This window comes from Agrobacterium sp. 22-226-1, from assembly GCF_053522345.1.
In genome coordinates, this window is record NZ_JBNWCP010000032.1 from 1 (window position 1) to 13,745 (window position 13,745).

At 54.2% G+C, this 13,745-nt stretch carries 15 protein-coding genes and 3 pseudogenes; 6 read left to right on the forward strand and 12 right to left on the reverse strand.

The features are described 5' to 3' along the window. Window positions 1-431: 431 nt before the first annotated feature. From ACQZ5K_RS26445 to ACQZ5K_RS26460, 4 genes and pseudogenes are all read right to left on the reverse strand, one after another. Window positions 432-697: pseudogene (locus ACQZ5K_RS26445) on the reverse strand (IS110 family transposase); the annotation flags it as partial. 118 nt (window positions 698-815) lie between these two features. Beyond that, the gene (locus tag ACQZ5K_RS26450) at window positions 816-1,181 is read right to left on the reverse strand and encodes a response regulator (RefSeq protein WP_034499653.1); all 366 of its coding nucleotides are present in this window, start codon (window positions 1,179-1,181) and stop codon (window positions 816-818) included. Between the two features lie 148 nt (window positions 1,182-1,329). Further along, complete coding sequence (locus ACQZ5K_RS26455) at window positions 1,330-1,611, reverse strand: hypothetical protein (protein WP_448741997.1); 282 nt, start codon at window positions 1,609-1,611, stop codon at window positions 1,330-1,332. 169 nt (window positions 1,612-1,780) lie between these two features. Continuing rightward, window positions 1,781-2,101 carry a hypothetical protein gene (locus ACQZ5K_RS26460; RefSeq protein WP_448741998.1) on the reverse strand — a complete coding sequence of 107 codons (321 nt, stop codon included), beginning with the start codon at window positions 2,099-2,101 and terminating at the stop codon, window positions 1,781-1,783. Between the two features lie 303 nt (window positions 2,102-2,404). Here ACQZ5K_RS26460 and ACQZ5K_RS26465 point away from each other — a divergent pair, with 303 nt between their 5' ends. Further along, on the forward strand, window positions 2,405-2,692 hold the full coding sequence (locus tag ACQZ5K_RS26465) for a hypothetical protein (RefSeq protein WP_448741999.1): 288 nt from the start codon (window positions 2,405-2,407) through the stop codon (window positions 2,690-2,692). 13 nt (window positions 2,693-2,705) lie between these two features. Next, the gene (locus ACQZ5K_RS26470) at window positions 2,706-3,026 is read left to right on the forward strand and encodes a hypothetical protein (protein ID WP_448742000.1); all 321 of its coding nucleotides are present in this window, start codon (window positions 2,706-2,708) and stop codon (window positions 3,024-3,026) included. 233 nt (window positions 3,027-3,259) lie between these two features. Here ACQZ5K_RS26470 and ACQZ5K_RS26475 read toward each other — a convergent pair. From ACQZ5K_RS26475 to ACQZ5K_RS26500, 6 genes and pseudogenes are all read right to left on the reverse strand, one after another. Continuing rightward, a pseudogene (locus ACQZ5K_RS26475) lies at window positions 3,260-3,747 on the reverse strand (oxidoreductase); the annotation flags it as partial. A gap of 127 nt (window positions 3,748-3,874) precedes the next feature. Further along, entirely contained in the window at window positions 3,875-4,150 is a 276-nt protein-coding gene (locus ACQZ5K_RS26480) for a hypothetical protein (protein WP_448742001.1), read from the reverse strand. A gap of 183 nt (window positions 4,151-4,333) precedes the next feature. Beyond that, window positions 4,334-4,561, reverse strand: coding sequence for a hypothetical protein (locus tag ACQZ5K_RS26485; RefSeq protein ID WP_448742002.1), 228 nt, complete (start codon window positions 4,559-4,561; stop codon window positions 4,334-4,336). A gap of 115 nt (window positions 4,562-4,676) precedes the next feature. Beyond that, window positions 4,677-4,886 (reverse strand): cold-shock protein, encoded by a 210-nt coding sequence (locus tag ACQZ5K_RS26490; RefSeq protein ID WP_059759453.1) that lies wholly within the window; start codon window positions 4,884-4,886, stop codon window positions 4,677-4,679. A 291-nt stretch (window positions 4,887-5,177) separates the two neighbouring features. Then, window positions 5,178-5,405 (reverse strand): hypothetical protein, encoded by a 228-nt coding sequence (locus tag ACQZ5K_RS26495; RefSeq protein WP_448742003.1) that lies wholly within the window; start codon window positions 5,403-5,405, stop codon window positions 5,178-5,180. 499 nt (window positions 5,406-5,904) lie between these two features. Beyond that, window positions 5,905-7,452: an MFS transporter gene (locus ACQZ5K_RS26500; protein WP_448742004.1), complete on the reverse strand. Its 1,548-nt coding sequence runs from the start codon at window positions 7,450-7,452 to the stop codon at window positions 5,905-5,907. Window positions 7,453-7,586: 134 nt separating this feature from the next. Between ACQZ5K_RS26500 and ACQZ5K_RS26505 the strand changes: the two genes are divergently transcribed. Further along, window positions 7,587-8,483 carry a LysR family transcriptional regulator gene (locus tag ACQZ5K_RS26505; RefSeq protein ID WP_448742005.1) on the forward strand — a complete coding sequence of 299 codons (897 nt, stop codon included), beginning with the start codon at window positions 7,587-7,589 and terminating at the stop codon, window positions 8,481-8,483. Between the two features lie 180 nt (window positions 8,484-8,663). Here the strand turns inward: ACQZ5K_RS26505 and ACQZ5K_RS26510 are convergent, their stop codons facing one another. Continuing rightward, a complete protein-coding gene (locus ACQZ5K_RS26510; protein ID WP_448742006.1) occupies window positions 8,664-10,043 on the reverse strand; it encodes an enoyl ACP reductase FabMG family protein in 1,380 nt (459 codons plus the stop codon). A 379-nt stretch (window positions 10,044-10,422) separates the two neighbouring features. Between ACQZ5K_RS26510 and ACQZ5K_RS26515 the strand changes: the two are divergent. After that, window positions 10,423-10,568: pseudogene (locus tag ACQZ5K_RS26515) on the forward strand (integrase); the annotation flags it as partial. Between the two features lie 219 nt (window positions 10,569-10,787). Here ACQZ5K_RS26515 and ACQZ5K_RS26520 read toward each other — a convergent pair. Further along, window positions 10,788-11,903, reverse strand: a complete 1,116-nt coding sequence (locus ACQZ5K_RS26520) for a helix-turn-helix transcriptional regulator (RefSeq protein ID WP_448742007.1) — start codon at window positions 11,901-11,903, stop codon at window positions 10,788-10,790. 296 nt (window positions 11,904-12,199) lie between these two features. On the opposite strand from ACQZ5K_RS26520, the gene ACQZ5K_RS26525 reads away from it, so the two are divergent. Together ACQZ5K_RS26525 and ACQZ5K_RS26530 are read left to right on the forward strand one after the other, a co-directional pair. After that, window positions 12,200-12,553, forward strand: a complete 354-nt coding sequence (locus ACQZ5K_RS26525) for a hypothetical protein (RefSeq protein WP_448742008.1) — start codon at window positions 12,200-12,202, stop codon at window positions 12,551-12,553. Window positions 12,554-12,788: 235 nt separating this feature from the next. Continuing rightward, on the forward strand, window positions 12,789-13,469 hold the full coding sequence (locus tag ACQZ5K_RS26530) for a hypothetical protein (protein WP_448742009.1): 681 nt from the start codon (window positions 12,789-12,791) through the stop codon (window positions 13,467-13,469). Window positions 13,470-13,745: the final 276 nt, after the last annotated feature.

Consider the following 13,745-nt stretch of genomic DNA (forward strand, 5'->3'; position numbering starts at 1 on the left):
CAGGTCTAGACATAGATCCTCACATTCAGAGAACTCGTATGCCCCCAATACCCTACTCAGCATCAGCCGCGCCAGATGGGGTCTCCTTGCCGCTTACGATCAAGCATATTTTCTATCCGGTGTATTCACCCGATAAAAACGCAGATGCTGTAATTGCATGGCTGAAAGCAAACTGCCGTTCTTGATTTGTACAGGCCTGACACAAGCCCGCTTCACTATTGCAAGAACGCTTATGTAGCTAGGGCCGATAAGGGGCCGCAGACGCTCTCCCGCGCAGCGGGTTCGTTCCCCGCTCGTTTGCGCATGCAGAGGGGCCGCCATTGTGACATGGCGGCCGTTTAGCCATGCTCAGAGGTTTTCCGTGTAGTAAGGGATCAGTTTCGCCAACGCTTTTCCGACCGGCTCCGGTTTGTCATAGAGGTCATAGTGCGATCCACAGCATCGTTCTTCTGGCGCTTTACGAATGGACACACATACTCTGGCGGCTATCAGCCGTACTTCATGGCCGAGTTTCGTCGGTTCGCGTGACCAGTAATGAGCCATCCCGCACGCCTCCATTACGGCTATCGAAATGCCCTGCCCGGCTATAAATCTAAGGAAATGCTGCCGGGACAGTTTCCGCCGAAACTTGACCTCTCCGGAAAGCGAAGCTCCATGAATCTTGGAAAACGTGCTTCGCGAAATCGATCCCACTCATAGTGTTGGATGTCAGGCCGCCGTCCTTTCACCCGTTGGATTTAATCCGGCCATCATCTGACAAGAACGTGCCGGGGTGGGTTGAGCAGCAACCACACCATCTATTCAACGGGACCACGTTAATGGAGGGTTGACGCCGGCCCAGGCGAGCCAAAAAGAACGTCGGCTATCTTGCGGAGATGCTTCCTGTCACCGCTAAAAGCGTAGCCTTCCGAGTTCACATCGATGAAAGATGCGAAAACGAACGGCGTCGCCATTGATTCCAGAAGCATGGCCAAGCGTAACATCATTTCTACGTCAACTTTGACGTCAATAATTGCCCCGTCGACATCGCCGGCTTCCAACAGGTTCAAGACTTGCTCGACAGAAGAAACAGGGCCTGCAACGGTGGCTCCGGCGGCAGTAAGTTGCGCATGGCACGCCGCCGTCAACGACGGACGCCGCTCTACCACTATCAGCTTCTTGCCTCTGAAGGCGCGTAACACAGGAATATCCTTACTCGTTCTGCGCTCGCCCGTGCTACGCCAGAGATAGATTTCTGCCGGAGAAAACTAAGCAGCGTGCAAGTGGCGTTGTATTACCGCTTCCCCATAACTGGCCAGCGCACTCGCCGGCCAACTTGTGAAACGTTGATCACTGGTCTGACTCGCCGCATTGCAATTCGGTATCTTTTTGCAGCGCCACTTCTATTTCCTCCGCGGACACCTGCAAAAACTGGCGCTTCACTAATTGGGCGGAGATAGCAGGTATCTCAAGGTGTGTTGCGACGGGTTGATACGAAGGAAAACTGAGACCTTCAACAAGCTGTTCATCAACGACCAGACGATATGTTCCAGCTTCCAGAGGTACTACTAATCCATCCAATACGAACGGATTCGCGAAGGTGATTTCTTTGTATGTCGTTCTTTCTTTCATACCCTTACACTCTTTCCTGACACGTCATTCACACTGCGCCGCAACGTTTTATCCTTGACCGTCATCGCTCTCCACTAAGCGGATTTCGAACCCTGAGAAGGACTAACAAAGAGGCAGCCTATGGCGGCCCGCCTTCGTTCTTCCAGGGCTATTCATTAGCCCCAATTCATCAGCCATTTGGTTTCCTGAAAAAGTTCAAGACGTATATCGTGTTGCGAGGGACACTTTTGATGACGTCAAGCACCGGCGGTGATTGGCAGGAATGGTCAAGTGAGTCCGCATTCCCAAGCCGGCGTTTCAATTGTGCTGCGAGAGCATCGGCAGATGTTTCTCCCGCAAGAAACAGTCTCATTACAAGAAACGCGGCCGTGTTGAATTGTCGCTGGTCATTGCCCAGCAATGTGGCGTTATAGCCCGCACTCTTCAAGACTGACTGGATCATCTCCATCTCTTTGGGAGAGATGGCTGCAAAACCGGGGTGGGAAGACATAATGTCCTCCTCTCGTTGGGGCCAGGGTAACCGACCCTCAACCAGTAGTGCCCGTGACATCGCTACCGACGCCTTACAGTGCGCCTGAATAGCTTAAGACGCAAGCGAATACGGTTTTGGAAAGCCTCGGCGAAGTTCACCAGCCATTCGCTGGTCATTATTGAGCGGCGGCTTCATTCCAGCGCATCGGAATTCCCTTGCTAATGAACCTCAAAACGCGCAGGCTGGTTTCTTCGGTAGCTTTTTTAAAGGGCGTTACCGCTTCAAGGTGAAATCCCTTGGCCCCAACGAAAGGAGGACACGATGTCTTCCGCACAAGAATACGGCCCGATTTCGTCTCACGATCTGAATATGTTGCGGTCCCTGTTGTCAGATGCCGGCTTTGAAATCGATACGCGCTCGGATGACGACCGGTCATTCAACAAGGCCACCCGCAAGATAATCGATCTTTTTCAGGGTGGAATGACCGACCCTTCCAAACTCAAAGGAGAAATGCTGTTCCTGTTCGGGGTACAGAAGCGGGAACGTGTGCCATCTCGCAGACCACTCCCGAGATATGCAATCCAAGGTCTTCCGGGGTTCGGCAGATAGCGGGGAAACACCTGTGCGCGCATATGTTCTTGGAAGCATGATGCTTTGGTCCGCCTTCTTTCTGATCTGGTATCTGTTGACGCTCTATACCGCCGGCAAAGACCTTGAAGAAATACGATCCGGTCCGGCCGGAGGAGTAGTTATGTCTGCGTCCCGATGCGGTGTGGAACTGGCGACTCTTCTCGCGATGGGCGACAAGCTCCTGAAAGCCGGCGGACCAGAAGTGCCGGCAGATTTACGCGCAAATATTGAACATTGCATCTCCTCTGATACAGCGAGTCGAGATACGCTTACGAAGACACAGCTCATAAGATTTTTCCCCGACGAAAAATAGCCTGCAGACTCCGCCCTTGATTTCATCAACCCCATCACAAAACTTGATGCTCTCTGTTTTCACTCTGTGCTATCGGTAATGGGTGCGGACAGGTGTCCTTTGAGGCGACGGTGGCCAGAGCTTTTTTGATCTGGCGCGGCATCCGGCTACGCAGCCTTGGGATGATGATCGATATCGCAGGAGCCGCCCCGAAGTACGCACCGTGATGGCTCAACTGCCGGAAGTCCCGATGAAGCGGGATAATCGATATAGCCCGCAGTGCCGCCGCCATAGAGCATGACCGGATCTCAGCCGGGGGGCGCTTTGCAGTCGTTCGACGAGATCCGGATTGGCGACGAACGGGCGTCCGAAGGCGATCAGATCTGCCTTGCCATCGGCCAGATGCGGCGTCGCAAGGTCGAGATCACAGCCATTATTGGCGATATGTGTCCTGCTGAAGCGGCGGCGGAGCGATCCGTATTTGAAGGGTGCGACGTCGCGCGGGCGGCCCGCGCCTTCAACGACGTGAATGCAGGTGATGCCGAGAACATCAAGTCGATCCATGATATACTCGTATTACGTCTGAGGACCGCTACAGGAAATGCTATTTGTGGGCGAAACTGGCGAAATCCGGCACACCAGTGCCGCTGATTTCCTGCGCCACCGTGGCCGTGACCTCGAGTACCAGACGCGCGCGGTTTTCCATCTTGCCGCCATAGGCGTCCGTTCGGACATTGGGGCCGTGAGCCTCCTCCATATAGTTCCTGAAAGCAGACGCTCGCCAGCGACTTGCCGCGCGCAAAGCCGAACTAATCAAAATGCTCATACGGAACAGCAGCGATGCGGTTCGCGCACGGCCCGATCTTCCACTAGATTCGATCATATGTGAACGATGTCAGCAGCGTGGTTACAAAGTTACTCGCATTATCCTTGACAACCACTTCCGTCCATTCATTCGTCCCGCGTAGCCGCAAGTCTGCATAAATGCTGTCGACGGCGGCCTCTTCGATCCGCTTGATGTTCGCCAGAAAGGCTTCCTCTCCGGCCGCATGATACATGTCTCGGATCACCATCCGCAGGATTTCCTGGATTGCGATCTGCCATGCCGTGTTGAGTGCCTGAAGTTCGACGATACTTTCCGCCATGGGTATCCCTTTCGGTTGCGGAGTACAACGGTTTGAAAGAAACTGCGGAAAGAGCCTGACCTCACGTGACCAAGCCATTTGCTATAGCCGCCTTGCCTTGCGATTGGGGTAGCGCCGATCGCGCTCGGCCTTGCGGGCGGCCTCGTCGTGTTTTATCCGTCCGCGCCCGCTCGTCCTGGCAGATCAGACCGTCTTGGCCCGTCGTTTCTTGAGAAGAGAGGCGGTCGTCGCCTCACGGTCCTTCAATTCTTTCGCAAGGCGTGCTTCACGAAGCCGCCTCGTCTTTTCCTCGCGGGCCAGAACGAGGGAATCGAGTTCCTCGATGGCGCTGTTTCGCGCGAAGAATTGCGACTGGGTATTGGCGAAGGCTATCTCCGCCTTCTGCCGGGATTTGCTGTGTGTCTGTGACATGGCTTTTCCAGATTGAACGCCGCCGTGGGTCAGGCAATCTGCCTGACCTTGCTGGTATCATGCTCTCGCCAGTGCCAGTACATCCGTAGCTAACGGAGAGCGGATACGGGAATGATTAGGCGGCCTGGAGGTTGCAAGCCGACATCTTGCCCGACTTGTTATCGCGCTCAAGGTCGTAGCCGATCTTCTGGCCTTCAACGAGTTCGCGCATTCCGGCGCGCTCGACGGCCGAGATATGCACGAACGCGTCGGTGCCGCCATTGTCAGGCTGGATGAAGCCGAAGCCCTTGGTGGAATTGAACCATTTAACTGTGCCAGTGGTCATGATGAACCCTTTCATAGCAATAAGAGGACCACAACGCCTGCAGCGCTGCAGATGCGATAGCGATTTTTGAGAGAAAAGGCTCGTTCAGGGCACGGTGCCAGACGCGCGATAACCAAAGCTAAGCAAGCAAATATCGACAATTAACATATAGGTCGCTCAAATGTGATTGTCAACTTTTAGTTTTTGTTCTCCACTATTTTCAGCATTTAGTTGTAATTTCGGAGGCCGTTCACCGTCTAGACTGCGGAAACGGGGTTGGGAGCGTGACCGACACCAGTTTCATCTATGGAATCACGGTCGTCCGAAAGCGGAAATGGACTCCGGTCCTGACGGAAAACCATTGTCTCGCTGGCGAATGACTCCGGACATGAACCGGAGCAACACAGTGCGTGATTGACTTGACAGCGCTCCTGACAGCGGTTTCATCCTCGCCGTTACATATCCGGCCTTATGAAGCATCTGGTTGAGAATACGATTGCTGCCGGGATCGAAATCGACGGCGTGGACGCTGGAAGACATGGTGTCCTCCTTTCAGATTGCGGGCGCGGGCATTAAAGCCCCCGGCGGCAGCGCCCGTTGTAATTGCTGCCGAGGTCACGATGATGAGGCCCGCTCGTCTGTTTAGCAATCCTTCAATTAAGGTCATTTGGGGGCGGGGTAGCTTCGAAGCCTACCCGTACAGATATTTGCGTTCTGTAAAACCGTTAATATCAAAGAACGAGGGCTAATTTGATCCTCCATCGATACACGCGATGTTCACTTCTGAGGAGCGGCAGGAATGAAGGAGTGGCGATGTAAAAGTGCACTGCCGCCCAAAGCTCGCTGGCCCGGTGGAATACAGCTTTCCCGCTGCGGTCGCCCGAAACCTGTCAGTCAATTTCCCATCCCTTAACGATCGTTGAAGGCCTGATAAGCGAAAAGACTGCTTTAGGGAGCGTGTAATTGCTGTGCTTACGTCCGGAATGAAGGCGCAATCCGGACATCCTTTCCGCTGTAGGCCGGTTCCGGACAAAATAACTTACTTCGACAGTTCGCCTGCCAAGCCAGTTGGCTCCTGCCGGACCACGTTACCCGTGATACCGGAGCGTTTGGGCAGTAGAACAGCAATCGTGACGGCACAAATCGATGTTATGGCGGCAAGCCACCAGCACAGCGTCGTGAACGCGGCCTGATAAGCATTCTGCAGAGTGCTCGTTCGTATTTCCGGAGATAAAGCACTCGCCGAAACAAGGTCGCCGACGGCTAACCGCTGTCCTATATCATTCAACACCTCGGACGACAGACCCGTCGCTCGACCAAGCTCTGTCGCGACCAGCCCGGACAACGTCGCGCTAACAATCGCGAGAGCGATACCCTCTCCGGCAACCCGCACGGTGCTGAATATCCCGGTTGCCATTCCCGCGCGCTCCACGGGCACGACACTGACTGACAAGCCATCCATCAGTCCCCACGGCAGTCCAGCACCGATGCCGATCATAATCATTGGCAGAACAAGCAGACTCCCGTCGTTACCGGCGATGTCGGCAAGCCAGACAAGGCCGGCGGCGGCGATCAGGAGACCGGCGGCAGAAAGGATGCCGGACGATATCTGGCGGGCCAATATTGTTGCCATGAAAGGTATAATCAACATCGGGGCTGACAAGCCAAGCATCAGGACGCCCGCCGTGATCACGTCGTACTTTTCAATGCCAACGAGGCGCAGCGGGATAATGACAAGCAGAACGACGAAACAAGCGCACGTGGCCACAGGCAACAGTTGCACGCCGATGAAACGCGGATACCGGAAGAGGGACAAGTCCAGCATCGGCCGAGAGGCCCGGATTTCAACGAGGATGAACACTGCAAGCGAAATGATGAACCCGGAGCTCAAGATCGCAAGTTCGGCCGCGTCGAGGGAAGGCAATTCTATCATCGCGACGGTGAACAGCGTCAGCATCAGGGTAAAACAGGCCGTGCCGATCCAGTCGAGGCGTGCCGCTTCGGGGTCGACCGTTTCGCGCATGCGCGGCGGTCCGAGGACAAGCGCCAGGAAACCGATCAGTCCTCCGGCGAGAAATATCGAGCGCCATCCCACGGTCTCGATTAGCACTCCTGTGACGAGTGGACCCAATGCAAGACCGACGCCGAACGTTGTTCCAAGCAGACCAAAGGCTCGTGTTCTGGCATGGCCGTCGAATTCCTGGGCAAGGGCGGCGGTTCCGCCTGCCAGGGCTGCGGCCGCACCCACACCCTGACACGCGCGGAGAGTATCTATGAGCCAGACCGCATTCGCCAGCCCCAGCGCACATGAAAATCCGACAAAGACCAACAAGCCGGTCAGAAAGACACGACGTCTTCCAAATTTGTCGGCCAGAGCGCCTGCAGCCATGAGCAGACTGCCGAACGTCAGCATGAAAGCGTTCGTTATCCAGGTCAAAGCTTCCGGCGATCCGCCGAGGTCTTGCGCGATTGCGGGTGTGGCGACTACGCCGGCGGAGAAGCTGAGAGGCAACGTCAACGCTGCCAGACAAACTGCCGCCAGTACCGAGTGGCGGGAGGTCGGTGTTTTTCGGGATATATCGGTCATGGAAGCTCCAGTGCAGAAAAATGCCGTCGCGGTGATCTGGCACCGTGACGGCCAAGCTTGCAGCAAAAGCGTATGGGTCGATAATTCCTCTTTTTGTCGTTTCATTGTGGACTGAAATTCTTTAATCTGAGGGGATGGATAAACTGAGCGAAATCGAGGCTTTCGTCCGGGTGGCGGAACGCCTGAACTTTGCCAAGGCTGGCCAGAGTCTCGGGCTATCCCCGTCTGCGGTTGGAAAAAGCGTTGGCCGACTGGAAGCCTCCCTGAATGTACGGCTTTTTCAGAGAACAACACGGCAAGTCTCGCTGACGGAAGAAGGTGCGATGCTGTTCGAGCGTTATCGAGCCATACTGGCTGATCTGCGCGACACACATGAGGCGGTCAAGGCTGATCGCGATTCGCCAAGTGGCAGTTTGTATGTGACACTGCCAACAATCGGCTACCGCTTTCTTCTGCCCATTCTCCCCGAATTTCGCAAACGCTATCCACGTATCGATCTTGAACTCGATTTCAATGACAGGCAGGTCAATCTGATCGAAGGTGGATTTGATGCGGCCATTCGTAGCGGTGACTTGCGCGATTCCAGCCTGATGGCCAGACGACTGGGGCCATTTCGCTTCGTGGTCTGCGGATCGCCGGATTACTTCAGGCGAATGGGAAGGCCTTCACATCCCGACGATCTGCGAAAACATGAGGCGTTACGTTTTCGGTTTCCGACATCGGGCAAGTTCCAGGAATGGCGTCTCAAAGACGGAAGCAATCGCTTGCAGAACATGTCGGTTACGCTCACATGTGGAAACATGGAGGCGATCAGAGCCGCCGCGATTGGTGGCATGGGTCTCGCATATATGCCCGAATTCCTGGCCGCCGACGCCATTCGCAATGGCCTGCTGGAAACGGTGCTGAGCGAAAGCCTGGCGGCACCTGGCCATTTCTCGATACTTTGGCCATCGGCGCGGTTCGTTGCGCCGAGGCTACGCGTCTTCATCGATTTCCTGACTGAGAGGCTGTTTGCGGAAGCTGACTCATGAGGAGCAGCCGCCATGTCTCCTGTCGGCGCATAGGCGACGGAGTGGCTTCGCCGCAAGCCACGTCCGCTTTCCGATAAGGGCCACTTTCGCCCACATGACCTGACTGGAGGTCTGTTCCTGTAACAGGTTTTGTCGCTCCGTGGCCAACGCAACTGGCTTCGAGGCCGGGCTTGGAAGCTGTCACGCCGTCTCAAGTTGTGAGGCTTCCGTCCCCTGCGCGATAAGCGGCGCAGAAGACCTTGAAGGCGGGTGTGAAGCATTCAGTCGCCGGGCCACAATATCGTGGTTGAGCCACAGGACGGGACCCGCGGGTTCCGACGATTCGCCAAAGATCAGCTCCCCTGTCGCCGTCACGACGAGACTGCTGAGAAGGTCACTAATCATCACCTTGTCATCCCGATGCATCCGGGTGATCTCGTTTGACGTGCCAATGGTCAAATCGGCCTGTGCCTGGCTGTTTGCCATGGGCCATGCAGAAAAGTCATAGAACGGACGCATGACCTCGCTGGCCTGCATGTCAGTGATCTTCCTGAAAACATCCTTCATGGTTAAGCCATCTGCCAGCAGTTGCTCGCAGGCCTCCCACTGTTTATCGGCCCATTCGCTCCCGTTTTCTTTCTTCAACGCAAGCAGCAGCGGTATCAGGGGCAACTCTATACCCGTGAACACATCAGACGAATTGGTGCGAATTTCAGGACAATTGTAGACGGTTGCCGTGATCCCTTTCGCCCAGGCATCCTCAGCGATACCTTCAAGCCGCATCTTCGCATATCCCTGGGTGTAGTTGGTATAGGTCTGCCAACGATAGCTCCCGTCGATCAGGACCGCCGATCCGTGATAACCGTAGGCCGTATATCGTACTTGTCCGCCCGAGGTTTCGACGCGTTCGCGGATCGCCGCACTGAAATCAATGAGATGGCGGAAGGTGTTTGCGGAGACGTCGTCAAAATTCTGCAGAATGAGTTTTCCCATGTCACTGTCGAGCAGGGTCTGCGACGACATGTGGCGGGTGCCGGTTCCCTTGTAGATGCGATTGGCGACGACCAGGAATGCCTTCGCCTTGGGAATGCCGCCAGCCATTGTGTGCGCGAAGAAAACATTGCGGCCATCGCCGATCATTCCGTCCAGAACGGTCATGACTTTCGAAAGCGACGCCTTGAAACGTTCAGTGGCTATGTCGCGGCATTGCCCGACATAATCCCAGTCGAGCTTGTCGTGTTGCCAGCTCTCGAGCGTCATTTTTGCCAGGAGATCGGTGGGAGTTGGGCCGTCTGCAGGCGCATCGAGATCGAATCCCGCCATAAGAGGTATGTTGATGATCCTGCCGCCCAGCCGGGCCTCCGCCAAAGACAGTTCCTCGGTGTCTAGCGGCCGCAGCGCGTTATTCCCGTCGCGCCGCCCGACGGTGATCCCCACAATCTTCATTCCGGCCCGTCTGGCTCCGTCTAGCAAGCCGGTGGCATATCCGCGACCGAACAGCTCGCCGAAGAGTACAAATACATCGCCCTCACGGAAGACCGTGTTTTCGGAAAGGCGATTCAGTGCGACCGGATTTTCCATACTGTCAACTCTTTGCTTCGCGTATCGTCGAGCAATGGCTCGCACGATTTGAACGAAGACATGACCGCATAGTCGCCTGATGGGAACTCATTTTCGGTGACCGCTCATTTCAAAACGTGAAGTGAACCACCTGTCGTCATTGCACTGCTGCGAAATGCGGAAGTCAGTGGGGACAGGCGCACCGATGCCAAAACGATTGGTTCGAAACGCTTGTCCCACGGATGCTTGCGAGGCAATTGGCTTTTCCCGCGCCACCTCTGACTGGCGTTGTATCATGCCGAAATCACCAATCTCCGCGTTCCGGACGTGACCGCTCGAACAGCAGACAGACAACTTTCAGGAGCGAATGCGGGTGGCCGTGGCCAAAGCGACGACATAACAAACGTCCGTCGAGCGGCGCGCCGAAGAGCTCGATACCGTCGCTTCCGTTCTGCCGCTCGAACGCCGCGGCGAGTTTGCCGAGCTGTTAGCCGGCGAGAACGTCGAGACGCCGCGCATCTTGCTAACCAGGGCATGGGCGACAACCATTGCGTAATGGGTCGATACAACAATTTCCGGCCACATGGTGCGATCGGCAACAAGGTACCGATCTCACTGATGAATCCGGGAGGCGCCTCCAGCCCGCTTCTATACAGTACTCGATGTGTATAGCGACAGTCGTGTGATGCCTGGGCTCTGCCACCGCTTCGAGTTCTTCCACAAAAGACGCAAAGCATTGCTGCTGTTTGCGTCCTCACAGCAGCTCTAACCCGCAGAACATATTAAAACTCGGAGATCGGCCTGGCTTGAAACTCCAACTTTCTTAAAGATGGATTTCAATTTCTGTCTCGCGTTTTCATAGCTGATATGAGAAATGGCGGCGGCGTCGACAAGCATTGCGCCAGTTGCCAGCGCTTTGCAGAGCCGAACCTCTGAACGCGTCAAACCATATGCTTGAGCAAGAAGATCGCCTTCGAAGTTGTCCAAATCGATGCCAATCTTATGAATCTGAACCAAGAAATGCCTTCGAACATCCATTAATTGGTTGGTGAATACAGGTGAGAGTTGATTGATTGTGATCACCCAATGCTCTTCACCAACCATCATGAGTCGTTTCAACGCAAGATCGCGAGCACCGGTTCGCACCGCGCTTACCACGGCAATAGTCGCAGATCGTTGCGCAAACCGGACGACATCCTGATTGCAGACAACGGGAGATCCTCTGCCGAACGCCGTCAAAGCCCTTTTGTTTGCGTCAATCAGTTTCATGCGATCATCCACTACAAATGCTATTCTGCTCTCTAGGCAGCTCAGCGTCGCTTTTGCTATGGAAGATCGACAAGAACTTGCAAAGTAAGATGCAATCTGGAGCGCATTTGTCAAACTGCGACGTGTACTCAGCATTACGGTCTCGAGTGAAAGCTCGTATGCAGAAGACAGTTTATCTGGAAAATGAACTGGAAGATAAATGATCTCCTCGTCATGCACTTGCAGGCGCAGCCCCACAGCGGCATCGAAGTCGCCAACAGACTTCATCCACTCCTCGTAGAAAACGCTTCCATGATATCGCGCAGCCGGATCGTCCCGCTGCGCCACCAGAATCGCACCATTACTCGCGTATTGCCAGAATCTCCGCCACGGATTGACGTAGGAATAGTGGTTAATGAAGGAATGCAGATGTCGGTCTTCCAAACCGTCCGATACAACGAAACCGACGTCAGGCCGGACGAAATTCTGCCTCAGCAATGCTGCGTAGGAACCGGGGAAAGCATCTGTGAAAGTGGAGCACAAGTCTGACCAACTGCGGAGACCGGTTGACGCCTCAGTCACCAATGACGAGATGTCTTCACAAATCTGTGATAGTTTGTGCGCTGACTTCATATCAAGCCCTTCATGGTAGACCCTTACATTACGCCAGACAATAATTTGCTACTCAAGTAGCCATCTCCCAATTGGGAGTGGCTCTATATTCCCACAAGAGTTACTATCCGAAAATATCCCACTCGTCCTACAAGGAGGGCGGTAAATTCTTCTTGCTTTGGTCAAAAAAAATGAAGAGCGTCGACCGAAATATATAGATAAAAATCTTGCGGAGAGTAATATATCTCGATGAATTCCTGCGATTGTAAAATCTATATTATGAAGCGTAAGTAATGATGTTCAATTTAGGGGGTGCTATGAGTAAATCAGTTCTATTTCTGGCGTTGACATTGGCGGCAGCCAATGTTGCCGCCGCTCCCAAATACGCCGACAAGGCCGAGTTCACATCCGCTGTGGTCGGGCAAACGATTTCCAGCAAGACTTCCAAAGGAGTTCGATTCTCCGCAATAATAAAGCCCGATGGTACTGGCACATTCGCCGCCAAAGGGCAGCCGATAGATTCGTTCAAGTGGACATTCGACGAAACGGTTTTTTGCTGGGAGTTCAAGAAATTCACCGAATGCAACAAGGTTGAGATTGTCGGTCCCAAAGCTGTGAACTTCTACGACTCCAAGAGCGGCAAACTAAATAACGCGTATCAAGTTAAGTAACCAAGGAAATCTCTACTACCTGACGCCGGTCACTCTCTCATTGAGAGACCCGGGGCCGTGTGGAGTTTTGCATTAGCAGCATTGTGGTCTCAAGGCGATGTCAGGGTTAGCCGCATCAGGTTTGCCGGAGACCCAAGTAGGGCTTATGGCACAAAATATTCCAGTCTTCCAATATCTAACGGGCGTCTGTAGCGCAGGTTTCCTGACGATTGGTCCCATTTATCGAGGTGGTAGAATGCTGAAGTACGTCGCATTTTTCATTTTTGCTTTCACATGCTTGGGCGTCGAGGGACTTCACGCAACTTCTTGGCGCAACTCATGTGATGCGGATAGAAGTGCAATAGAACAAACTGGCAGCGGTTATGTCTTTCGTCCAGCAGTTAACCGCTGCGCAGGAGGTTTTTTCAAACAGAGAGCGGAAATTACGAGCGAGAAAGTGTCGATAACACGGCCCGCCCGGTATGTTCTCTCAAGCCGCGTTTCGATGACATCGAAAGCAAGTGAACCGTTCATTTTCTTTCAGGTACAGCACGAAGGTTTCAAATGTTCGCCGCCTTTGAGCTTGCGCTGGCTCGGAAACGGTAAGCTCAGCTTTGACAGTGATTATGTCACCGTGCCCGGTAATCCCCAATGCCCCGAGAATGGGGACATGCGCAGTGCAAGACATCAAGGACAAGTTCTCAAACGCGACGGTACCCAATACGAGGTAAGCATTGCGCTTGTGTTTGATGGCGATGGAGCATTTGATGCGGTGGTGTCAGTGAACGGAAGACCGGTTCTCTCAGGGAAATACGATCCTCCCCGGGACGCCAAGTTTGTCAGATCAAAAAGCTTTTACTTCAAGCACGGTGTCTATTCGCGCCGCATGTTTGAATACGAGTTTCGTTCAAACGGCCTTGGTCTTCGTCGAAATTAGACGCCTTGAGGCTGAATGGAAGAGGCGGCCAAACCAATTCATAGCGGACGCTTACATGATCCGCCGCGCAAAATTGGAAGACGAAGCGCAAGTCAAGAACTGTGCTGACTAAACTTCCGCTCGCCGCGTACCAAATATGGGGCAGAAGCCGGCGCCGATGGTGACGGATTTCGCAACTCATACCATCGCTCAATGATCAGAACTCATTGGCCCATTTGCGGTGACCGATGGACATGATGCGCCATGGCTGGCTTTCGAGTTTCCGCCAGGCGTCGC

Bases quoted from the DNA above. Each gene is read 5' to 3' on its own strand.
- ACQZ5K_RS26510 (WP_448742006.1), bottom strand. From the start codon at position 10,043: ATGGAAAATCCGGTCGCACTGAATCGCCTTTCCGAAAACACGGTCTTC.
- ACQZ5K_RS26480 (WP_448742001.1), bottom strand. From the start codon at position 4,150: ATGGCGGAAAGTATCGTCGAACTTCAGGCACTCAACACGGCATGGCAG.
- ACQZ5K_RS26460 (WP_448741998.1), bottom strand. From the start codon at position 2,101: ATGTCTTCCCACCCCGGTTTTGCAGCCATCTCTCCCAAAGAGATGGAG.
- ACQZ5K_RS26500 (WP_448742004.1), bottom strand. From the start codon at position 7,452: ATGACCGATATATCCCGAAAAACACCGACCTCCCGCCACTCGGTACTG.
- ACQZ5K_RS26490 (WP_059759453.1), bottom strand. From the start codon at position 4,886: ATGACCACTGGCACAGTTAAATGGTTCAATTCCACCAAGGGCTTCGGC.
- ACQZ5K_RS26520 (WP_448742007.1), bottom strand. From the start codon at position 11,903: ATGAAGTCAGCGCACAAACTATCACAGATTTGTGAAGACATCTCGTCA.
- ACQZ5K_RS26455 (WP_448741997.1), bottom strand. From the start codon at position 1,611: ATGAAAGAAAGAACGACATACAAAGAAATCACCTTCGCGAATCCGTTC.
- ACQZ5K_RS26465 (WP_448741999.1), top strand. From the start codon at position 2,405: ATGTCTTCCGCACAAGAATACGGCCCGATTTCGTCTCACGATCTGAAT.
- ACQZ5K_RS26485 (WP_448742002.1), bottom strand. From the start codon at position 4,561: ATGTCACAGACACACAGCAAATCCCGGCAGAAGGCGGAGATAGCCTTC.
- ACQZ5K_RS26530 (WP_448742009.1), top strand. From the start codon at position 12,789: ATGCTGAAGTACGTCGCATTTTTCATTTTTGCTTTCACATGCTTGGGC.
- ACQZ5K_RS26495 (WP_448742003.1), bottom strand. From the start codon at position 5,405: ATGTCTTCCAGCGTCCACGCCGTCGATTTCGATCCCGGCAGCAATCGT.
- ACQZ5K_RS26525 (WP_448742008.1), top strand. From the start codon at position 12,200: ATGAGTAAATCAGTTCTATTTCTGGCGTTGACATTGGCGGCAGCCAAT.
- ACQZ5K_RS26505 (WP_448742005.1), top strand. From the start codon at position 7,587: ATGGATAAACTGAGCGAAATCGAGGCTTTCGTCCGGGTGGCGGAACGC.